The organism is Nonomuraea sp. NPDC049625, assembly GCF_040675285.1.
Lineage (GTDB): Bacteria > Actinomycetota > Actinomycetes > Streptosporangiales > Streptosporangiaceae > Nonomuraea > Nonomuraea angiospora_A.
Map to the genome: position 1 here is coordinate 355,322 of NZ_JBFAOQ010000002.1, position 21,117 is coordinate 376,438.

Genomic DNA, 21,117 nt, shown 5'->3' on the forward strand with positions numbered 1-21,117 from the left:
GTGGGTGGCAAACAACGTCTTCGACCTCGCCGAGCTGCGCAAGCTGATCGATGAGCAGGCCGCCGTGCCCCCACGGCCTCCTGAGGAGACTCCCGTGGAGCACGAAGCGCTGACGTTCCCGCCGGTCCTGCTCGCGCCCGACGCCGAGCTGGCCGCGGCGGTGCCCGGGGTGCCGATCGTCGCCGACGCCATCAGGCTCACCACGTGGACGGGCAGCCGCCAGGTCACCCCGCAGGGGCACCTGAGCGAGGCGGACGCCGAGGCCGCCGCCCGGGAGCTCGGCCTGCCCGCCGCCCGGCTGCGCCTGATCTGGATCGTCGCCGTCAACACCGGGCTGCTGCAGATCCTCGGCGGCCGCGTTTCGCGAGGGCCGCTGTCGATGCAGCTCACGGTGGAGGCCATCCTGGAGTTCTGGGACGGCGTGGTCATGGACGTGCTCGACCGCGCCGACGAGGGCCTGACGGGCTCCGCCGTGGTCGACGGCCACCTGGCCGAGATGCTCGCCACGATCTACTCCGTGCGCTCCGGCGTGGCCACCGCCAACCTCGCCAGGGGCATCCTCCAGTCCCACGAGGTCGCCTGCGCGCCCGGCCCGGTCGAGATGCGCCGGCTGGCCGCAGCGCTGCCCGCCGAGCTGCTGGAGGCGCTGTCGCTGCTGACGTACTGCGGGCTCGTCGAGCAGACCGCGGCCGGCCGCACCGCGCTCACCCCGCTCGGCGTCTGGGCCATCCGCCGCGACCTGCTGCGCGAGGGCCATGACGCGCCGACGGCGGCCGAGGTGGAGGTGTTCGCCGACCTGTCGGCGGCCGAGCTGGTGGCGGAGCTGGTCAAGGGTTCGGCCACGCAGAGCGCCGTCGCCGGGTGGCTGGAGCGCCGCGAGCCGGAGTCCGCGGCCCGCGACCTGATCGAGATCGCCGCGTCCGGCACCGCCGGGCAGCGCGGCGCGGTCGGCGCCATCCTCGAGGAGCTGGGACCGGAGGCCGAGGGGCCCGTCAGGCAGGCGCTCGGAAATCCGCTGATGCGCCGCTACGCCGCCTCCTGGCTGCACATCCGCGACCTCGAGGCGCCCACGCTCAGCCCCGAGGACCACACCTGGATCGCGGTCGACTCCCTGGCCGCGCTCATGCACCTGTCGGGCCCGGCCGCGGGCCGGCTCGACACGCCCGAGCCGGGTGAGGACCTGATCAAGCTGGTCGGCGAGATGACCGCGGTGGACCATCCCGACACGATCGCCGTGCTCGACATGCTGGCCTCCGCCCACGACGACCAGGCCGTGGTCAAGGCGGCGCGCAAGGCGGCGATGAAGGCGCGCTCCCTGGAGAGCACTAAACTGGGTTGATCCACAGACGAGAAACGGAGTAACCCCCTTGGCGATCCAGTCGATCCGGCTGTTCGGAGACCCGGTGCTGCGCACCCCGGCGGCCCCGGTCGTCGACTTCGACAAGGAGCTCCGCAAGCTGGTCAAAGACCTCACCGACACGATGATGGACGCGCCGGGCGCCGGCCTGGCGGCCCCGCAGATCGGGGTCGGGCTGCGGGTGTTCACCTACTACGTGGACGAGCAGCTCGGCCACGTGATCAACCCCGACCTCGACCTGTCCTCGGAGCTGGACGAGGAGGGGGAGGAGGGCTGCCTGTCCTTCCCCGGCCTGTCCTACCCGACGCCGCGCGCCATCCGCGCCGTCGCCAAGGGCTTCAACATGCACGGCGAGCCCGTCACGCTGGAGGGCACCGACCTGATGGCCCGCTGCTTCCAGCACGAGACCGACCACCTCGACGGGATCCTGTTCATCGACCGCATGGACCCCAAGCAGCGCAAGCTGGCCATGAAGGCCGTGCGCGAGGCCGAGTGGAGCGGCCTGTCCGCCCCTGTGATCAAGGTCTCGCCGCACGCCACCGGCGGAAGGGCGCTCTGAGAGCATGCGTCTCGTCTTCGCGGGCACGCCGGAGACGGCGCTGCCGTCGCTGCGCGCCCTGATCGACTCGCCGCGCCACGAGGTCGTCGCGGTCGTCACCCGCCCCGACGCCCAGTCCGGGCGCGGGCGCAAGGTCCACCCCTCGCCGGTGGCCGAGCTCGCGGAGGAGGCGGGCATCGAGGTGCTCCGCCCGGCCAAGGCCGGCGACCCGGAGTTCCTCGACCGGCTGCGCGCGCTTGAGCCCGACTGCTGCCCGGTGGTCGCGTACGGGGCCCTGCTGCCGCAGTCGGCGCTGGACATCCCTCGCCAAGGGTGGATCAACCTGCACTTCTCGATCCTGCCCGCCTGGCGCGGGGCCGCCCCCGTGCAGCACTCGATCCTGCACGGCGACGAGATCGGCGGGGCCACGACGTTCCAGATCGTCAAGGAGCTGGACGCCGGGCCCGTCTACGGCGTGGTGACCGAGGAGATCCGCCCGGACGACACCAGCGGGTCGCTGCTGGAGCGGCTGTCGGTGTCGGGGGCGGGGCTGCTGGCCGCCACCCTCGACGGCGTCGAGGACGGCAGCCTGGAGGCCCGGCCGCAGCCCGCCGAAGGCGTGACCATCGCCCCCAAGATCACTGTGGTCGACGCCCGGATCGACTGGACCAAGCCCGCCATGCACGTCGACCGCCGGATCCGGGCCTGCAGCCCGGCGCCCGGGGCGTGGAGCGAGTTCCGGGGGCAGCGGGTGAAGCTGGGGCCCGTGCGGATGGTGCCCGGCGAGCGGCTGCCCGAGGGCGAGATCGCCGCCTCCAAGGCGAGGGTGCTGGTCGGGACGGCCACCGACGCGGTGGAGCTGGGTGAGGTGCAGCCGCAGGGCAAGCGGCTCATGGGGGCCGTGGAGTGGGCCCGCGGGGTTCGCCCGGAGAGTAAAGAGATCTTCAAGTGATCCGGCGGGCCGGCGCACGAGGCGTGAGGGAAGTCTGAGGGGATGAGGACGAGGGGGGACCAGGGCGCCGGAGGCAGGGGCGGCGGGACGCGCAGGCCGCCGAGGCCGACGCGCGACCACGCCCGCAACGCGGCCTTCGACGTCGTACGCGCGGTCGACGAGCGCGACGCGTACGCCAACCTGCTGCTGCCACGGCTCCTGCGCGATCGTGGCATCAGGGGGCGCGACGCCGCGCTGGCGACCGAGCTCGCCTACGGGACGCTGCGCGGGCTCGGAACCTACGACGCCGTCATCGAGATGTGCAGCGACCGCGTGCCCGACCCGGACGTGCGCGACGCGCTGCGGCTGGGCGCGCACCAACTGCTGCGCATGCGCGTCCCGCCGCACGCGGCCGTCGGCACCACCGTCGATCTCGTACGCCTGCGCATCGGCGCCGGGGCGGCCAAGTTCGTCAACGCGGTGCTCCGCAAGATCGGCTCCAGGACGCTCGAAGAGTGGGTGCCCATCGTCGCGCCCGACCCGGCCGACGACCCGGTCGGCCATCTGGCGATCGCCTACGGCCACCCCCGCTGGATCGTCTCCGCCTTCCGCGACGCGCTCGGCGGGCCCGACGAGATGCCCGACCTGCTCGACGCCGACAACGCCCGCCCCCTGGTGACGCTGGTGGCGCGGCCGGGGCGCAGCTCGGTGGAGGAGCTCGAGGCCGTGGGCGCCCTCCCCGCCCGCTATTCGCCGTACGCGGCCTACCTGCGCGAGGGCGATCCGGGCCAGATCGAGGCCGTGGCCGAGACCCGCGCCGCCGTCCAGGACGAGGCCAGCCAGCTGGTGGCGCTGGCCCTGACCCGCGTCCCCCTGGAGGGGGACGGCGACGAGCTGTGGCTCGACATGTGCGCGGGTCCCGGCGGCAAGGCGGGCCTGCTCGACGCCATCGCCACCCATGGGGACCTCGCGGGGCTGAGCAAGGAGGCCAGGGACCGCGCCCCGGCCGCCGGCACCGGCCCGACGGCCTTCCCCGGGGGCGCCCGGCTGGTGGCGGCCGACCTGCAGCAGCACCGGGCGCGGCTGGTCTGGCAGACGACCAGGGACGCGACCGTGCTCACGGCGGACGGCACCGAGCCCGCGTGGCGGCCCGGGGTGTTCGACCGCGTGATGCTCGACGCCCCCTGCACCGGTCTGGGAGCGCTGCGGCGGCGGCCGGAGGCACGCTGGCGGCGGGATCCGCACGGGATCGCCGAGCTGGGCAGGCTGCAGCGGCGGCTGCTCGGCACCGCGCTGGACGCCGTACGCCCCGGCGGTGTCGTGGCGTACGTCACGTGCTCCCCGCACCTGGCCGAGACCCGGGTCGTGGTCGGGGACGTGGTGGCGCGCCGGGACGACGTCGAACAGCTCGACGCCCGCGCCTACCTGCCCGAGGCCGACGACCTGGGCGACGGCCCGCACGTCCAGTTCTGGCCGCACCGGCACGGCACCGACGCCATGTTCCTGGCCCTGCTCCGCAAGCGTCCCCAGGCGTGATCCGATCGGCCCGCCGGACTGATGGGAGCAGGGCGCGGGCCGTTCACTAGACTTGCCGAATCATGGCCGTACAGATCTCGCCCAGCATCCTCGCCGCCGACTTCGCCAGGCTCGCCGACGAGGCCGCCGCCGTGCCCAATGCCGACTGGCTGCACGTCGACGTCATGGACTACCACTTCGTGCCCAACCTCACCATCGGGTTGCCCGTGGTCGAGGCGTTGCGCAAGGCGACCCCGACGCCGCTCGACTGCCATCTCATGATCGACGACCCCGACCGCTGGGCGCCGCAGTACGCGGAGGCCGGGGCGGGCAGCGTGACCATCCATGCCGAGGCGGCCAAGGGGCCGATCAGGACGCTGCGCGAGATCCGCTCGCTCGGCGCCAGGGCCGGTCTCGCGCTCAACCCGGCCACGCCCGTCGAGCCGTACGAAGACCTGCTGGCCGAGGTCGACATGCTGCTGCTGATGACCGTGGAGCCGGGGTTCGGCGGGCAGAAGTTCCTCGACGGGGTGCTGTCCAAGGTCCGGCGGGCGCGGCAGATGATCGAGCGGCACGGCGGGCGGGTCTGGCTGCAGGTCGACGGGGGAGTCGACGCGGGCACGATCGAGCGGTGCGCGGACGCGGGCGCCGACGTGTTCGTGGCGGGCAGTGCCGTCTACGGCGCCTCCGACCCGAGCGCCGCCGTTGACGCTCTCCGGGCCGCCGCCACCCTCAAAAGCGCATAAATCACCCATCGCCTGGGTAACCATTCACTTATGGGCGACCATGGGATCTTCGGGCCCCGCTCGGTGACGTGGCGGGTGATGGGCGAGCCGATCCTGCTGGTGGGCGGCATCCGGGCGCTGCTGATGCAGGGCCTGCATCCGCGGGCGATGCGCGGGGTGCTGCAGAACTCCGCGCTCATGGATCCCCATGAGGCCTGGTCGCGGTTCGTGCGGACCACGGAGTTCGTACGCGTGCGTACGTACGGGACCGATGCCGAGGTCGAACGGGCGGGGCGGCGCGTCCGCAAGATCCACAAGAACCTGACCGCCTACGACCCCGACACCGGCGTCACCTTCCACCTGGACGAGCCGGACGCCCTGCGCTGGGTCCACGTCGGCGAGGTCGACTCCTACCTGTCGGTCGCCCGGCGGGCCGGGGTGCGGCTGACGGACGCCGAGGCCGACGCGTTCGTGGCGGAGTGGCGGCGGGCGGCCGAGGTGGTGGGGTTGAAGGCGGAGGACGTTCCGGGGTCGGTGGCCGAGTTGCGCGACTACATCGACGCCGCGCGGCCGGGGCTGCGGTTCGTCCCCGAGGCGGCCCACCCGCTGCGCCTGTCGCTGAACGCCCCGCTCCCGCGCATGCTGACCCCGCTCAAGCCCGCGCTGCCCGCGCTGACGTTGCTGTCGTTCGCCACGCTGCCGCGCTGGGCGAGACGGCTGTACGGGCTGCCCGCCACTCCGGTCGGCGACCTGTGGGCCACGGCGACCCTGCGCACCCTGCAGACCGGGATCGGCCTGGTCCCGGGGGACGTCCTCTACAGCCCCGCCGCCCGGCGGGCGCGCCGGCTCATGGCCGCTTGACCTAGCGCTTGGTCAAATATGCCGGGCCGGTCGCGCAGGGCAATTCGGGCATGGCACACTGGTAGCCAAGAGAGCTAGCGTGCTCCGGGGTCGGTGTAATTCCGAACCGGCGGTTACAGTCCGCGACCCGGCCGATGCCATCGGCCGGTTGACCTGGTGAAATTCCGGGACCGACGGTTAAAGTCCGGATGGGAGGAAGCGCGCGAGGTGTCCGGTGTCCCAGCCGGGCGCCTGCCCTGATGCACAGCAGGATCAGGGCCGAAATCCCCCGGGGCCCGCCGTGGCTTGGAGCTACTGGCGAGTAGGAGTACCCCGGGGTGGAGATACCCGCGCAGGACGCCGCGCACATGGCGCGCGCCGTCGAACTGGCCGGGCACGGACACGGCACCACCAGCCCCAACCCCGTCGTGGGCTGCGTCGTGCTCGACGCCGGCGGCCAGGTGGCGGGCGAGGGCTTCCACGCGTACGCGGGCGGGCCGCACGCCGAGGTCGTGGCGCTGGCGCAGGCGGGGGAGCGGGCGCGGGGCGGCACCGCGTACGTGACCCTCGAGCCCTGCGACCACACCGGCCGGACGGGGCCGTGCAGCCTGGCGCTGCTGGCGGCGGGGGTCGCGCGGGTGGTGATCGCGGTGCCGGACCCCAACCCCAAGGCGGCCGGCGGCGCTGCCCGGCTGCGGGCGCACGGGGTCTCGGTGACGTCCGGGGTGCTGGGCGCCGAGGCGGAGCGGGTCAACGAGGAGTGGCTGACGTACGCGCGGCTCGGGCGATCGCACGTGACCTGGAAGTTCGCGGCCACGCTCGACGGGCGGTCGGCGGCCGAGGACGGGACCAGCCAGTGGATCACCTCACCCGCGGCCAGGGCGGACGTGCACCGGCTGCGGGCCGCCGCGGACGCGATCGTCGCCGGGATCGGCACCGTCCTCGCCGACGACCCCCACCTCACGGCCCGCCCCGGCCCCACAAACGGCCCCACAAACGGCCCCACAAACGGCCCCACAAACGGCCCCACAAACGGCCCCACAAACGGCCCCACAAACGGCCCCACAAACGACCCCGCCTCGGCCGGTTCCGCGTCGGCCGGTCGCGGTTCGGAGGCGCGCGTCGGCCGGGTGGCCCCCGTATCGGAGACGCGTCCCGGCGGCGGGGCGGGAGGTGGGGAAGCGGGCAGGCGGCGGCCGTTGCGGGTCGTGCTCGACACGCGGGGCAGGACGCCGCAGGACGCCCGGGTGCTCGACGACAGCGCCCCCACGCTCGTCGCCATCGCCGAGGACGCCGACACCGGGCTCAAGGCCGACCTCCTCCGCCTGCCCCGCGACGGCCACGGCCTCGACCTCGAAGCCCTCCTCAAGGAGCTGGCCGCGCGCGAGGTCGTCAGCGTGTTCGTGGAGGGCGGCCCCACGCTCGCCGGGGAGTTCCTGCGGCGGGGCCTGGTGGATCGCGTGGTCGCGTACCTGGCCCCCGCGTTGCTCGGCTCCGGGCGGGCCGCGCTCGGCGCGGCCGGGGTGGGGACGATCGGCGAGATGCACCGCCTGACTTTTGACGAAATTTCCCCCATAGGGCCGGATGTGCGGTTGATCGCCCGGCCTGCCACCCAACCAGGCAGGGAGCAGTGATGTTCACCGGAATCATTGAGGAAAAGGGCGAAGTGGTGGCCATCGACCAGGCGGGCGGCGGGGCCGTGCTGTCGGTGCGCGGCCCGGTCGTCACCTCCGACGCCAGGCACGGCGACTCGATCGCGGTCAACGGCGTGTGCCTCACCGTCGTCGAGGTCGAGGACGGCGTGTTCACCGTGGACGTGATGAGGGAGTCGCTCGACCGCAGCTCCCTCGGCGGGCTGAAGCAGGGCTCCTCCGTGAACCTGGAGCGGGCCGTACGCGCCGACCAGCGCCTCGGCGGCCACATCGTGCAGGGCCACGTGGACGGCACCGCCGTGCTGCTGTCCAGGGAACCCGGCGAGAGCTGGGACGACGTGCGGTTCTCGCTCCCCGAGGCGCTGAGCCCGTACGTGGCGGAGAAGGGCTCGATCGCGATCGACGGAATCAGCCTGACGGTGACCACGGTTGATGACGACAGCTTCGGTGTGAGCCTCATCCCCACCACGCTCAAGCTCACGACCATGGGCGAGCGCCAGGTGGGTGACACCGTGAACATCGAGGTCGACGTGATCGCGAAGTATGTGGAAAGGCTGGTGGTCAGGCAGTGAACTGGGCCGACGCCGGATTCGATGTATTCGGCACTCATGTGCTCTGGACGGACCTGATCGGCAATATCGCCGCCCTGTCGACGGTCCTGCTCGCCATGCGCAAGTCGATGTGGACCTGGCCGGTGCAGTTCGCCGGTTCGGTGCTGCTGTTCATCGCCTCGATCAACGCGCACATCACCGGGAACGCGCTCAAGCAGGCCCTGTTCGCGGGCCTGGCGGTCTACGGCTGGTGGGCGTGGCGGCGCGGCACGCAGGACGGCAAGCAGCTGCGCGTCCGCCCCGCCGCGTGGTGGGAGCGGTCGCTGCTGATCGGCGGGATGCTGCTGGGCACGGCCCTGGTCGGCCTGCTGTTCTTCGTCACCGGCCTGTCGTGGGGCGCGCAGGTGCCGCTGCCGAAGGGCGCCTTCCTGGTGGCCGCCGACGCCTACATCTTCGTCGGCAGCGCGATGGCCACCTGGGCGCAGGGCCGGGCACTGGTGGATTTCTGGATCGTGTGGGTGGCCGTCGACCTGGTGGGCGTGCCGCTGGCGTTCAGCTCGGGGCTGGTGGTCTCCGGGTGGGTGTACGGGATCTTCTTCGTTCTGGTGGTGATCGGGTTCGTGAAGTGGCTGCGTGAATACCGGGCGGCCGAGGTCGGCGTGGCGGTGGCGCCATGAGTGACATCAAGCTGGACCCCATCGAGCGGGCCATCGACGACATCCGCAACGGCCGGCCCGTCGTCGTGGTCGACGACGAGAGCAGGGAGAACGAGGGCGACCTCATCTTCGCCGCGGCCAAGGCCACGGTGGACCTGTGCACGTTCACGATCAGGCACACCAGCGGGATGATCTGCGTGGCCATGGAGGGCAAGGAGCTCGACCGGCTCGGGCTGCCCCTCATGGTGGTGCACAACAAGGAGCGCATGCGCACGGCGTACACGATCACCGTGGACGCCCGCGACGGCGTCACCACGGGCATCTCCGCGGCCGACCGGGCGCAGACCATCCGCACGCTCGCCGACTCCGCGACCGAGCCCAACGAGCTGGTGCGCCCCGGGCACGTCTTCCCGCTGCGCTACCACGAGGGCGGCGTGCTGGCCAGGCGCGGCCACACCGAGGCGGCCGTGGACCTGGCCCGGCTCGCCGGCCTGTCGGCCGCGGGCGCGCTGGCCGAGGTGGTCAACGACGACGGCACCATGGCCAGGCTGCCCGAGCTGCGCCGCTTCGCCGACGAGCACGACCTGGCGCTGGTCTCCATCGAGGATCTCGTCGACTACCGCCGCCGGGCCGAGAGCATGGTCACGCGGGTGGCCGAGACGCGGCTGCCGAACGCGTACGGGATGTGGCGGGTCTACGGCTACGCCAGCGCGCTCGACGGCGGCGAGCACGTCGCGCTCGTCTTCGGCGACCTGTCCGACGGCGAGAACATCCTGGTCCGGGCCCACTCCGAGTGCCTGACCGGCGACGTGTTCGGCTCGCTGCGCTGCGACTGCGGGGTGCAGCTCGGCAACGCCATGTCGGCCATCGCCCAGGAGGGCCGCGGCGTGGTCGTCTACCTGCGCGGCCACGAGGGCCGGGGCATCGGCCTGCTGGCCAAGCTCAAGGCGTACAACCTGCAGGACAACGGCAGCGACACCGTCGACGCCAACGTGGAGCTGGGGCTGCCGGTGGACGCGCGGGAGTTCTCCAACGCGGGGCAGATCCTGGCCGATCTCGGCGTCAGGTCGGTGCGGCTGCTCACCAACAACCCGGCCAAGCTCAAGGGCATGGACGGGTACGGCATCAAGGTCCTCGGCCGCGAGCCCCTGCCCGTGGCCATGAACCCGCACAACGAGCGTTACCTCACGGCCAAGCGCGACCGCCTCGGCCATCACATCTCGGAGGCATCGTGAGCGAGCGTAGCGAGCGACCAATCAGACACAGCCGGGTGCCGCTCATGCGGCCGACGGAGGAGGCCGCATGAGCGGCGAAGGCAGGCCGGGCGTCGCGGCGCCCGACGCCTCGGGGCTGAGCGTGGGGGTGGTGGCGGCCAGCTGGCACGCCAAGATCACCGATCAGCTGGTGGCGCGTGCCCTGCAGGCCTGCGACGACAGCGGCGCCACGGCGACCGTGGTGCGGGTGCCGGGATCGCTGGAGATCCCGGTGGTCGCCCAGGCGCTGGCCCGCCGCTGCGACGCGGTGGTGGCGCTGGGTGCGGTCATCAAGGGCGAGACCGCCCATTTCGACTACGTCTGCGACTCGGTGACCGCGGGCCTGACCCGGATCTCGCTGGACGAGGAGACGCCCGTCGGCAACGGCGTCCTCACGTGCGAGACCCTGGACCAGGCCCTCGATCGGTCGGGCCTGCCGGGCAGCAAGGAGGACAAGGGATACGAGTCGGCCGTCGCCGCGCTGGAGACCGCCCTCCTCCTGCGGGACCTCCACTAGCCTGCGGTAGGTTTCCTTCGTGCCCGAGCCGATCACTCCACCGTCCCTGCCCGTCACCTGGCGTCCCCGCAGACCGCGGATCGTCGCGTACGGCTCCGCCGCCGTGATCGTGCTCGGGTCGGTGATCATGGCGGTCTTCATCGCCGAGCCGTTCAAGCTGCCCGACCGGCTGGCGATCGTGGCGTTCGGGTGCGCGGTGGCGTTCGTGCTGCACATGCTGGGGCGGGTGCGGGTGGAGGCGGACGACGAGGGTGTCACCATCGTCAACGCCGCCCGCACCCACCGCTACTCGTGGCCGGAGATCCTGGAGGTCACGCTGCTGGTGGGCGACCCCTGGCCGAAGATCGACACCTCCGACGGGCGCACCATCGGGGCCATGGGCATCCAGGGCTCGGAGAAGGCCCGCGCCGTCCGGGCCACGGCCGAGCTGGAGGCCCTGATCCGGGAGCGCGGCGAGGCTCGCGAGAAGTAGCCGGTCGATGACCCCGTGTCATGGTCGGCGGGCGAATATCGCCGGACCGGGTGTCGACGTAGCCTGAAGGAGTGCTGCGGCGGACAATCAGGGCAATGGACATCGAGTCGCCGGCCAAGCTCATCGAGCTCCTCGACCGGCACGCCTACCTGGCCGACGAAGGGCTGGCCACGGCGGCCTTCCTGGCGTTGAGGATGGGCCGGCCGCTCTTCCTCGAAGGAGAGGCGGGAGTCGGCAAGACCGAGCTCGCCAAGACGCTGGCGACGCTGCTCAAGGCGCCCCTCATCAGGCTCCAGTGCTACGAGGGGCTGGACGCCGCCCAGGCGCTGTACGACTGGGACTTCGCGCGCCAGCTGCTCCACCTGAAGGCCGCGGAGGCCGCGGGCGTCACCGACGTGGGCCGGCTGGAGGGGGAGATCTACGACAGGCGGTTCCTGATCGCGCGGCCCCTGCTCAAGGCCATCGAGACGCAGCCGAGCGTGCTGCTCGTGGACGAGATCGACCGGGCCGACGACGAGTTCGAGGCGTTCCTGCTCGAAGTGCTCTCCGACTTCACGATCTCCATCCCCGAGCTCGGGACCGTCAAGGCCACGAAGCCGCCGGTGGTCGTGGTCACCTCCAACAGGACGCGCGAGGTGCACGACGCGCTCAAGCGGCGCTGCCTCTACCACTGGCTCGAACACCCCAGCTTCGACCGCGAGGTCGCCATCCTGCTGCGCCGGCTGCCCGGCTGCACCGAGACGCTGGCCGTGCAGGTGGCGCGGGCGGCCGAGCGGCTGCGGCAGGCGGACCTGGTCAAGCCGCCGGGCGTGGCCGAGACGCTCGACTGGACCGAGGCGCTGCTGACGCTGGGGGCCAAGGAGCTCGATCCCGCCCTGGCCGCGGCGACCCTGGGGGCGGCCCTGAAATACCGGGAGGACGTCTCGAACGTGCTCGGCAACGGGCTGCTGGCCCATGGATGAGCTGGTCGCCACGATGACGGCGTTCGCCAGGACGCTGCGTGCGGCCGGCGTCGCCGCCGACCACGAGCGGACCCAGAACATGCTCAGGGCGCTCGACCACCTCGACGTGACCGACTCCGGCGAGGTCTACTGGGCCGGGCGGCTCACGCTCTGCGCCACACCCGACGACCTGCCCCGCTACGACCGGTGCTTCGCCGCGTATTTCGGCGGGATGCGGGCGAGCGTCGCCCGTACGAGCACGACCAGCGTCACCCGGCACCTGGCGGCCGAGACGCGCGGCGAGGCGGACGGCGGCGACGAGGGGACGGCCGCGCCCGCGACGGCGAGCCGGGCCGAGGTGCTGCGGCACCGCGACGTGGCCCGGCTGACCGAGGCCGAGCGGGCCGAGGTGCACCGGATGCTGGCCATGCTGAGGTGCGGCCGCGAGCGACGGCGCTCGCGCCGCTTCGAGGGCGCCCACCGGGGCGTGCTCGACCCGCGCCGCACCATCCGCGACGCGCTCAGGAAGGGCGACATCGCCCGGCTCCGGCACAAGAGGCACACCACCCGTCCGCGTACCGTCGTCCTGTTCGTGGACGTCAGCGGCTCGATGGCCCCGTACGCCGAGACCCTGCTGCGCTTCGCCCACGCGCTGGTCAGGAGCGAGCCCCGGGCCACCAAGGTCTACTCGGTCGGCACCAGGCTCACCCCGCTCACCGCCGAGCTGCGCCACCGCGACCCCGGCACCGCCCTCAACGAGGTCTCCAAGGCCATCCCCGACTGGAGCGGCGGGACCCGGCTGGGCGACGAGCTCAAGGAGTACCTGTCCCGCTACAGCGCGCGCGGGGCGACAGCCGTGATCGCCTCGGACGGGTGGGAGCGCGGCGACCCCGCTCTGCTGCGGGCGCAGATGGCCAGGCTGGCCAGGCAGGCGCACCGGGTGATCTGGGTCAACCCGCACAAGGGGTATGAGGACTACCAGCCTCTCACGGGCGGTATGCGGGCCGCCCTGCCGTACGTGGACGACCTGGTGGCCGGGCACAGCCTGGCCGCCTACGAGCGACTCAGCGAAAGGCTGGCCCATGCGTGACGTGCTGCCGGAGATCATGAGGTGGTGGAGGTCGGGGCTCAAGTTCGGGCTGGCGACGGTGGTGAGCACGTTCAGCAGCGCGCCCAGGCCGCCGGGCGCGGCCATGGCGGTGCGCGGCGACGAGGTGGTCGGCAGCGTGTCCGGCGGGTGCGTCGAGGGCGCGGTGTTCGAGCTGGCCGCCGAGGTCGACGAGGCCGTCCTGCAGCGGTACGGCGTGAGCGACGACGACGCGTTCGCGGTCGGGCTCACCTGCGGCGGCATCATCGACATCCTCGTCGAGCCGATCTCGATCGAGACCTTCCCCGAGCTGGGGGAGATCGCGATGTCCGTGGACGCGCACGAGCCGGTGGCCGTCGCCACCATCGTCTCCGGCCCCGGCCAGATCGGCGCCCGCCGGGTCATCTGGCCGGACCGCTCGTCCGGCACGCTCGGGCTCGACCGGCTCGACGAGGCCGTGGACGACGACGCGCGCGGCATGCTCGCCCAGGGCCTGACCGGCATCAGGCACTACGGCGGCGAGGGTGAGCGGCGCCTGGACGACCTGGCGGTGTTCGTGCAGTCGTTCGCGCCGCCGCCGCGCATGCTGGTGTTCGGGGCGATCGACTTCGCGGCGGCGGTGGCCAGGGTGGGCAAGTTCCTCGGCTACCACGTCACGGTCTGCGACGCGCGCCCGATCTTCGCCACCGCCAAGCGCTTCCCCGACGCCGACGAGGTCGTGGTCAAGTGGCCCCACGACTACCTGTCCTCCGTCCAGGTGGACCAGCGCACGGTGATCTGCGTGCTCACCCACGACCCCAAGTTCGACGTGCCGCTGCTGGAGGTGGCCCTGCGCACCGACGCCGGGTACGTGGGCGCCATGGGCTCGCGCCGCACCCACGAGGACCGGCTCGCCCGGCTGCGCGAGTCCGGGCTCACCGACGCGGAGCTGGCCAGGCTGCGCTCGCCCATCGGGCTCGACCTCGGCGCGCGCACCCCCGAGGAGACGGCCGTGTCGATCGCCGCCGAGCTGATCCAGCTCCGCTGGGGCGGCTCGGGCCGCCCGCTGTCCAGCACCGAGGGCCGCATTCACCACGAGGGCGCATGAAGAGCGCGAAGGTGGCCGGGCTGCTGCTGGCCGCGGGGGAGGGCGCCCGGCTGGGCACGCCCAAGGCGCTGGTCGAGTACGCGGGCGAGCGCCTGGTCGACCGCGGCGTGCGGCTGCTGGAGGAGGGCGGCTGCCATCCTGTCGTGGTCGTGCTCGGCGCGGCCACCGTGCAGGTGCGCGGCGCGGTGACCGTGCGCAACCCGGACTGGGCGTCCGGCATGGGTTCGTCCCTGCGGGTCGGGCTCGCCGCGCTGCCGCAGGAGGCCGAGTCCGTGGTGATCGCGCTGGTCGACCAGCCGTTCATCGGCCCGGGTGCGGTACGGGCGCTGATCGCCTCGGGCGCCGGGCTGGCGGTCGCCACCTACGAGGGGAGGCGCAGGAACCCGGTGCTGATCGCCCGCGGGCACTTCGCCGAGGTGGCGGAGCTGGCCGTGGGGGACGTGGGGGCGCGGCCGTTCATGAAGGCGCACCCCGAGCTGGTCACCGAGGTGCCGTGCGACGAGCACGGGGACCCGGCCGACATCGACACGCCCCAGGACCTGCGGCTGCTGGAGCCGCACCTAGAGTCGCAGTGAGGCGATGGCGGCGCGGTGGTCGCTGCCGGTCGCGGGGGCGACGCCCGCCTTGGTCGCCGTCATGCCCTTGAACAGGATGTGGTCGGGCCGGGTGATCGGGAACTCGGACGGCCACGTGAACCCGAACCCGTCGCCCGCCACGATCTGCGCGTCGCTCAGCGGCGGGGTCAGCCCCCGCATGCCCCGGTCGGTGGTGGCGGTGTTGAGGTCGCCGAGCAGCAGGATGCGCTTGCTCGGGTCGTCGTCGATGAGCTGTCGCGCGTGCGCGAGAGAGACGTCGCGCGAGGCGGTCTCCCCGGGGCGGGCCGAGGCCAGGTGCATGACGTAGACGGTCACCTTGCCCTTGGGGGTGGCGACCACCGCGCGCAGCGCCCGCGGCCAGCCCAGGCCGATGTCGAGCGGCTTGGGCTCGCTGATCGGGTAGCGGCTCCACAGGCCGACCGTGCTGACCGGATAGTGGTACTTGAACATCTTGTTGAGCTGCTTGGCCGCGGGGCCGCCGCTGGTCAGCTCCTGGGCGGCCAGCAGGTCGAGGTCCTTGGCGATCATGCGGACGGCCTCGCCCGAGGCGTTGTTGGTCACGCCCACGTTGACCGTGCCGACGGCCAGGTCGCTCGGGCCGCCCGGCGGCGTGCGCAGCAGCGTGGAGCCGAACATCGCCGCCCACACCACCCCGGGCACCAGCGCCGCGATCACGGCCGCCCTGGAGCGTGCCAGCGCGGCGGCCAGGAGCAGCAGCGGGACGGTCACCCCCAGCCAGGGCAGCAGGCTCTCCATCACCGGCGTGAACCCGCCGAGCGCAGGAATCAGCTGGTGTCCGGCCATGGCCACGGCGACCACGGCGGACAGGATGACGACCAGCCGACTCAGCACCTGATCCAGGCTAGTGGCTCCCTGCCCGCCACGCCGACGCGATAGCCTGTTCGCGTCGCAACGGAATATCATTCGGTTTCATCGGGAGCCCGGCATGCGCATCGGTATGGCACTCAACTACTCGGGCGGCTTCAAGGAGACGGTGGCCGAGCTGGCGGACTACGAGAAGGCCGGGCTCGACATCGTCTTCGTGGCCGAGGCCTACAGCTTCGACGCCGTCAGCCAGATGGGGTACATCGCGGCCAGGACCGAGCGGCTGGAGATCGCCTCCGGCATCCTGCCGATCTACTCCCGCACGCCGACGCTGCTGGCCATGACGGCCGCGGGCCTGGACTACGTCTCCGACGGGCGCTTCACGCTCGGCCTCGGCGCGTCGGGGCCGCAGGTGATCGAGGGCTTCCACGGGGTGCCGTACACGGCGCCGCTCGGGCGTACCAGGGAGGTCATCGAGATCTGCCGCCAGGTGTGGCGGCGCGAGCGCCTGGTGCACGAGGGCAAGCACTACACGCTGCCGCTCCCGCCCGACCAGGGCACGGGCCTGGGCAAGGCGCTGAAGCTCATCAACCACCCGGTACGGCCCCGCATCCCGATCGTGATCGCCGCCATCGGGCCCAAGAACGTCGAGCTCGCCGCCGAGCTGGCCGAGGGCTGGGAGCCGATCTTCTACGTGCCCGAGAAGGCCGCCGACGTGTGGGGCCGGTCGCTGGCCGCCGGCAAGGAGAAGCGCGACCCCGAGCTGGGCGAGCTGGACGTGATCGCGCAGGCGTCCCTGGCGATCGGCGACGACGTGGCCGGGCTGCTGGAGTTCGGGCGGCCGATGGCGGCCCTCTACATCGGCGGCATGGGCGCCAAGGGCCGCAACTTCTACAACGACCTGGCCAGGCGCTACGGCTACGAGAAGGAGGCCGAGCGGATCCAGGACCTCTACCTCGAGGGCAAGAAGGACGAGGCGGCCGCCCTGGTGCCCGGCGAGCTGCTGGAGAGCATGTCGCTGATCGGCAGCGAGGGGTTCGTGCGCGACCGCGTCCAGGCGATGAAGGAGTCCGGGGTGACCACACTGAATGTGGCGCCGCTCGGCAGGACGCACGAGGAGCGGGTGCGGCTGATTGAGCTGATCAAGGACATTGTGGGGTGAGTCACACCCTTTAGCGGAATACGTCCGTTTTAGCGGGTGTTGTGGGAGCTCGTGAGGTTCTCCCTGGTGTTCGTGTGGCTCGTCGAGCGGCTGCACATCGATCTGTGCCGGTTGCACGGATCGCTCTGTCGCTGAACCGCGTCAGCCTCGATCACCCCTTCCTCACCTGGCATGCCCGCTCGCGCGGCGGGCCGGCATGCCCTTTCCCGGGAGCTTCCCCCACCCATGAAGAGATTCTCCTTCTCCCTGCAACTGCTGGCCGGCCTCGCGGCCGGCATCGCGCTGGGCTTCGTCGCCAAGATCTGGGACGTGGCCTGGCTGGCCGAGACGCTGACCCGGATCGGGCAGATCTTCGTCCAGCTGCTCAAGCTCGCCGTGCCGCCCCTGGTCTTCACCGCCGTGCTGGTCAGCGTGGCCAACCTGCGCAACGTCAACGGCGCTGCCAGGCTCGCCTCCAAGACGCTGCTGTGGTTCCTCGTCACCGCGTTCGTCTCGGTGGCGCTCGCGATCGGCCTCGGCCTGCTCATCAACCCCGGCCAGGGCGTCACCCTCGACACCGCCGCCGCCAAGGCCGTGGACACCGAGGGCGCGGGCACCTGGCTCGACTTCGTCACCGGCATCCTGCCCACCAACATCGTCACCGCCTTCACCGAGGTGAAGGTCCTGCAGATCGTCTTCCTGGGGGTCGTGCTCGGCGCGGCGGCCCTGGCGGCCGGCGAGAAGGCCGAACCGTTCCTGAACCTCGCCCGCTCCGTCCTGGAGCTGGTGCAGAAGGCGCTGTGGTGGGTCATCCGCCTGGCCCCCCTCGGCACCGCGGGCCTGATCGGCAAGGCCGTGTCCACGTACGGGTGGGACCTGCTGGCGCCGCTGGCCAAGTTCAGCGCCGGGGTGTACATCGGCTGCTTCATCGTGCTGCTGGCCGTCTACCCGACGGTGCTGGCCGTGTGGGGCAAGGTCAACCCCGTCCAGTTCTTCCGCAACGCGTGGCCCGCGATCGAGCTGGCCTTCGTCTCCCGCTCGTCCGTCGGCACGCTGCCGCTGACGCAGCGGGTCACCGTCGAGCGCAACGGCGTGGACCGCGACTACGCCTCCTTCGCCGTGCCGTTCGGCGCCACCACCAAGATGGACGGGTGCGCCTCGGTCTACCCGGCGCTGGCCGCGATCTTCGTGGCCCAGGTGTTCGGCGTGCCCCTCGGGTTCGGCGACTACCTGCTGATCGCGTTCGTGTCGGTGGTCGGCTCGGCCGCCACGGCGGGCCTGACCGGCGCGATCGTCATGCTGACGCTCACGCTCAGCACGCTGGGGCTGCCCCTTGAGGGCGTCGGCCTGCTGCTGGCCATCGACCCGATCCTCGACATGATCCGCACCGCCACCAACGTCGCGGGGCAGCTCGTCGTCCCCGTCCTGGTGGCGCGCTCGGAGGGCCGTCTGGACGAGGCCGTCTTCAACGCGCCTCCCCAGCCGCTGGACGTCGCCGCGCCTGTGGGGCGCGTGCCGCAGCCCGCGGCGGCCTGACCTCGCCGCCCGGCCCGCCCCATCATCCCGCCCCATCATCCCGCCCGGCGGGATGATGGGGCGGCAGTGTCTGCGGGGCCCTATGGTGGTCGGAAATCCTGATTTTCGAGTAATTGGCGGGGATATGTCCGACGCGACGCCGTCCTTGGTCGCTGACCGGTATCGGCTCGACGAGCGCATCAGCAGCGGGCCGATGGGTGAGGTGTGGCGAGGGTACGACACGCGGGCCGACTGGGTCGTGGCCGTGAAGGTGCTCGGCGCCCGGGTGGCGGGGGGTGCGACCCGGGAGGTGCTCAGGCAGCACGCCCAGGCCGTGGCCCGGGTCATCCATCCGAACGTGGCCATGGTGCTGGACGTCGGCGACCACGACGGGGCGCCGTTCCTGGTGATGGAGTTCCTCACCGGCCCCAGCCTGGGTGAGGAGCTGGCCGCGCGCGGTCCGCTGCCGATCGTCGAGGTGTGCGACCTCATCGGGCAGGCCGCGGCCGGGCTCGACGCCGCGCACCGGGCGGGGGTCGTGCACGGGCACGTCGCCCCGCACAGCTTCCGGATGGCCGGGAGCGGGGTGCTGAAGGTCGTCGGGTTCGGGATGGACGACCGGGTGCCGGGGGACCCGCGGTACGTGGCGCCCGAGCGGGCGGCGGGGCAGGAGGCCGCGGCCGCCGGGGACCTGTACGCGCTGGGGTGCGTCTGCTACGAGCTCCTGTGCGGCCGCCCGCCCTTCGGCGGCGAGGCGGGGGATGATTCCGGCGGCGCTTCCGGGCGGGGTGTGCCCGCTCCGCCGAGCGCGTCGAGGGCCGAGGTGTCCGCGGAGCTGGATCGGCTCGTGCTGGCCATGATCGCCGAGGATCCCGCGCAGCGGCCCGGCAGCGGTGAGGCGATCCGGCGGGCGCTGGCCGCCATCGCGCGGCCGCGCGCCAACCCGGCCGCACCGCCCGCCGCGGCGCCGCCCATGCCGCCCGGGCCCGGGCAGGCTCCCGCCGGGTCGCTTCACCCTGGGGCGCCCCACCCCGGGGCGGCTCCCGCCGGGTCGCCTCCGCCCGGGGCGGCCATGCCCGTGACGGGCGTTTCCTTCCGGGACGGCGGCGTGCCGTCCAGTGGGCCGGGCGGCGCGCCCGGGGCCGGGACGTTCGGGGGCGACGGATCGACCGAGGTCTTCCAGGTCCCCGGGCACGGCGGGCCGCCTCCGAGGGCCGGTGACACCGCCGTCTACCAGGCGGGCGACCTCGAGCCCGCCCCGGCGTCGAACCGCAAGCTCATCCTCCAGCTCGGCGCCGCCGTGGTGGTCATCGCGGTGGTGACCGTCGTCATGGTGATGTGGGCGGGCGCGAGGAAGGAGGAGCCGCTGACCGCCTCCACCCCGACCGCCGAACCGACCATGCTGCCGACCACACTGCCGAGCACGCTCCCCACCGAGGAGCCCACGCCGGACGCCACGCCCGGCCTGGTGAGCACCCTGGGGCCGACCTCGCTGCGCGAGACGGTCCAGCCCAAGGCCACCCTGGGCGAGGCGATGCCGCCGGGCGGCTGGCGCAAGTGGCTGTCGGAGTTCGACGAGGCGCTGATGGCCCAGCAGGCCATGGGCGCGATCGACCCCAAGGTCGCCGGCAAGGCCCGCGACAAGATCAGGAAGGCCGCCAGGAAGTTCGAGGAGGGCCGCATCGACGCGGGGATCGACCAGGTCGCCGGCGTCTACCACGACCTGAGGCGGGCGCAGGAGAAGGGCGACATGGGCGGGTCCGGGCCGGCGGCTCAGGTCATGGACGACTGGCGGCTGCCCGACGACTAGGAGCTCCAGGCGGGCTCGGCCGGGTGGCGGGCGATAGTGACGCCAGGGGCGGAACACGTACATTGGCGCCATGAGCGTCGACTACGTGGCACGCCGGGCCCGCCTCGCCGGGTTGCTGCCCGCCCGCGAGGTGACCGCCCTGCTCGTCACCTCGCCCGTGAACGTCCGCTACCTCACCGGGCTGGTCAGCTCGAACGCCGCCGTCCTGGTCAGGGCCGACGGCACCGCGCTGCTGGCGACCGACAACCGCTACATCGAGGTGGCCCGCACGCTGGACGTGCCGTCGGTCGAGGCGTACGACGTGGAGAGCGCGCTGGTGGAGCCGGGGGCCGGGATCGAGGCGGCGTGGATGAGCGTGGCCACGTACCGGCGCCTGGGCGGGGGGCTGGTGCCGCTGGAGCCGGTGGTGGAGCTGCTGCGGGCGGTCAAGGACGACGGCGAGCTGGAGCTCCTCCGTACGGCCTGCGAGATCACCGACCAGGCATTTGCCGATATTTCAGGGAAAATCGTCCCGGGGATCACCGAGCGCGACCTCGCCCGCCTCCTCGACAACCGCATGACCGAGCTGGGCGCCGACAAGCCCGCGTTCGACACGATCGTGGCCGCAGGTGAGAACGGCGCGATCCCGCACCACGCCCCCTCCGGCAGGGAGCTGCGCGCCGGCGACCTGGTCACCATCGACTTCGGCGCCCGCTACCAGGGCTACCACGCCGACATGACCAGGACGGTCTGCCTGGGCCCGCCGACGGACTGGCAGCGCGAGATCTACGACCTGGTCGCCGAGGCGCAGCGGGCCGGCAGGCACGCGCTCGCGCCGGGCGCGGGGGCCAGGGAGGTGGACGCGGCGGCCCGTACCGTCATCGAGGACGCGGGGTACGGGAGCCGCTTCCGGCACGGGCTGGGACACGGAGTCGGCCTGGAGATCCACGAGGAGCCGTTCCTCGGCCCTTCGCGGACCGGTAGACTAGAGGATCGAGTTCCGATCACCGTCGAGCCCGGGGTCTATCTCCCGGGCCGGGGCGGGGTTCGCATCGAGGACACCCTGGTGACACGTGAGGGCGGGCCGGAACTTTTCACGAAGACGACCAAGGAGCTGCTCGTCCTTTAG

General features: G+C 72.6%; 22 protein-coding genes and 1 riboswitch. Of the genes, 21 read left to right on the plus strand and 1 reads right to left on the minus strand.

Annotation, left to right across the window (positions count from 1 at the left end; all coding sequences use genetic code 11):
* The first annotated feature begins 4 nt into the window (after positions 1-4).
* The 16 genes from AB0J87_RS09030 to AB0J87_RS09105 all read left to right on the plus strand — a co-directional run bounded on the left by AB0J87_RS09030 (position 5) and on the right by AB0J87_RS09105 (position 14,697).
* Positions 5-1,339: a hypothetical protein gene (locus tag AB0J87_RS09030; protein ID WP_363963639.1), complete on the plus strand. Its 1,335-nt coding sequence runs from the start codon at positions 5-7 to the stop codon at positions 1,337-1,339.
* Between the two features lie 28 nt (positions 1,340-1,367).
* Entirely contained in the window at positions 1,368-1,916 is a 549-nt protein-coding gene (gene def / locus AB0J87_RS09035; protein ID WP_350729109.1) for a peptide deformylase, read from the plus strand.
* A 4-nt stretch (positions 1,917-1,920) separates the two neighbouring features.
* Entirely contained in the window at positions 1,921-2,847 is a 927-nt protein-coding gene (gene fmt / locus AB0J87_RS09040) for a methionyl-tRNA formyltransferase (RefSeq protein WP_363963641.1), read from the plus strand.
* Between the two features lie 42 nt (positions 2,848-2,889).
* Complete coding sequence (locus AB0J87_RS09045) at positions 2,890-4,362, plus strand: transcription antitermination factor NusB (RefSeq protein WP_363963643.1); 1,473 nt, start codon at positions 2,890-2,892, stop codon at positions 4,360-4,362.
* Between the two features lie 62 nt (positions 4,363-4,424).
* Positions 4,425-5,087, plus strand: a complete 663-nt coding sequence (rpe, locus tag AB0J87_RS09050) for a ribulose-phosphate 3-epimerase (RefSeq protein ID WP_363963645.1) — start codon at positions 4,425-4,427, stop codon at positions 5,085-5,087.
* Positions 5,088-5,117: 30 nt separating this feature from the next.
* Positions 5,118-5,927 (plus strand): oxygenase MpaB family protein, encoded by an 810-nt coding sequence (locus tag AB0J87_RS09055; RefSeq protein ID WP_363963646.1) that lies wholly within the window; start codon positions 5,118-5,120, stop codon positions 5,925-5,927.
* Between the two features lie 75 nt (positions 5,928-6,002).
* Positions 6,003-6,133: riboswitch (FMN riboswitch) on the plus strand.
* A gap of 111 nt (positions 6,134-6,244) precedes the next feature.
* Positions 6,245-7,540 (plus strand): bifunctional diaminohydroxyphosphoribosylaminopyrimidine deaminase/5-amino-6-(5-phosphoribosylamino)uracil reductase RibD, encoded by a 1,296-nt coding sequence (ribD, locus tag AB0J87_RS09060; protein ID WP_363963647.1) that lies wholly within the window; start codon positions 6,245-6,247, stop codon positions 7,538-7,540.
* Positions 7,540-8,130, plus strand: a complete 591-nt coding sequence (locus tag AB0J87_RS09065; protein WP_363963648.1) for a riboflavin synthase — start codon at positions 7,540-7,542, stop codon at positions 8,128-8,130. Before ribD ends, AB0J87_RS09065 begins: the two co-directional genes overlap by 1 nt.
* Positions 8,127-8,786: a nicotinamide mononucleotide transporter family protein gene (locus AB0J87_RS09070; protein ID WP_363963650.1), complete on the plus strand. Its 660-nt coding sequence runs from the start codon at positions 8,127-8,129 to the stop codon at positions 8,784-8,786. The genes AB0J87_RS09065 and AB0J87_RS09070 overlap by 4 nt, the downstream gene beginning before the upstream one ends.
* Positions 8,783-10,000, plus strand: coding sequence for a bifunctional 3,4-dihydroxy-2-butanone-4-phosphate synthase/GTP cyclohydrolase II (locus tag AB0J87_RS09075; protein WP_355191694.1), 1,218 nt, complete (start codon positions 8,783-8,785; stop codon positions 9,998-10,000). The genes AB0J87_RS09070 and AB0J87_RS09075 overlap by 4 nt, the downstream gene beginning before the upstream one ends.
* 67 nt (positions 10,001-10,067) lie before the next feature.
* A complete protein-coding gene (gene ribH / locus AB0J87_RS09080; RefSeq protein ID WP_192792225.1) occupies positions 10,068-10,535 on the plus strand; it encodes a 6,7-dimethyl-8-ribityllumazine synthase in 468 nt (155 codons plus the stop codon).
* A 19-nt stretch (positions 10,536-10,554) separates the two neighbouring features.
* Positions 10,555-11,007: a PH domain-containing protein gene (locus AB0J87_RS09085; RefSeq protein WP_363963652.1), complete on the plus strand. Its 453-nt coding sequence runs from the start codon at positions 10,555-10,557 to the stop codon at positions 11,005-11,007.
* A gap of 95 nt (positions 11,008-11,102) precedes the next feature.
* Positions 11,103-11,969 carry a MoxR family ATPase gene (locus AB0J87_RS09090; protein ID WP_363963654.1) on the plus strand — a complete coding sequence of 289 codons (867 nt, stop codon included), beginning with the start codon at positions 11,103-11,105 and terminating at the stop codon, positions 11,967-11,969.
* Positions 11,962-13,038 carry a VWA domain-containing protein gene (locus AB0J87_RS09095; protein ID WP_363963656.1) on the plus strand — a complete coding sequence of 359 codons (1,077 nt, stop codon included), beginning with the start codon at positions 11,962-11,964 and terminating at the stop codon, positions 13,036-13,038. The genes AB0J87_RS09090 and AB0J87_RS09095 overlap by 8 nt, the downstream gene beginning before the upstream one ends.
* The gene (locus AB0J87_RS09100) at positions 13,031-14,122 is read left to right on the plus strand and encodes an XdhC/CoxI family protein (RefSeq protein WP_363963658.1); all 1,092 of its coding nucleotides are present in this window, start codon (positions 13,031-13,033) and stop codon (positions 14,120-14,122) included. The genes AB0J87_RS09095 and AB0J87_RS09100 overlap by 8 nt, the downstream gene beginning before the upstream one ends.
* Positions 14,119-14,697: a nucleotidyltransferase family protein gene (locus AB0J87_RS09105; protein WP_363963660.1), complete on the plus strand. Its 579-nt coding sequence runs from the start codon at positions 14,119-14,121 to the stop codon at positions 14,695-14,697. The genes AB0J87_RS09100 and AB0J87_RS09105 overlap by 4 nt, the downstream gene beginning before the upstream one ends.
* On the opposite strand, the gene AB0J87_RS09110 is transcribed toward AB0J87_RS09105, so the two are convergent.
* A complete protein-coding gene (locus AB0J87_RS09110; RefSeq protein ID WP_363963661.1) occupies positions 14,683-15,570 on the minus strand; it encodes an endonuclease/exonuclease/phosphatase family protein in 888 nt (295 codons plus the stop codon). The genes AB0J87_RS09105 and AB0J87_RS09110 overlap by 15 nt on opposite strands.
* A 94-nt stretch (positions 15,571-15,664) precedes the next feature.
* On the opposite strand from AB0J87_RS09110, the gene AB0J87_RS09115 reads away from it, so the two are divergent.
* The 5 genes from AB0J87_RS09115 (at position 15,665) to AB0J87_RS09135 (ending at position 21,117) form a co-directional block, all read left to right on the plus strand.
* Complete coding sequence (locus AB0J87_RS09115) at positions 15,665-16,705, plus strand: LLM class F420-dependent oxidoreductase (protein ID WP_350729135.1); 1,041 nt, start codon at positions 15,665-15,667, stop codon at positions 16,703-16,705.
* Positions 16,706-16,777: 72 nt separating this feature from the next.
* Positions 16,778-16,840, plus strand: coding sequence for a putative leader peptide (locus AB0J87_RS09120; RefSeq protein WP_350729229.1), 63 nt, complete (start codon positions 16,778-16,780; stop codon positions 16,838-16,840).
* Between the two features lie 90 nt (positions 16,841-16,930).
* Positions 16,931-18,220 (plus strand): dicarboxylate/amino acid:cation symporter, encoded by a 1,290-nt coding sequence (locus AB0J87_RS09125; protein ID WP_363963663.1) that lies wholly within the window; start codon positions 16,931-16,933, stop codon positions 18,218-18,220.
* Positions 18,221-18,344: 124 nt separating this feature from the next.
* Entirely contained in the window at positions 18,345-20,009 is a 1,665-nt protein-coding gene (locus AB0J87_RS09130) for a serine/threonine-protein kinase (protein ID WP_363963665.1), read from the plus strand.
* A 70-nt stretch (positions 20,010-20,079) separates the two neighbouring features.
* Positions 20,080-21,117, plus strand: a complete 1,038-nt coding sequence (locus tag AB0J87_RS09135) for an aminopeptidase P family protein (RefSeq protein WP_363963667.1) — start codon at positions 20,080-20,082, stop codon at positions 21,115-21,117.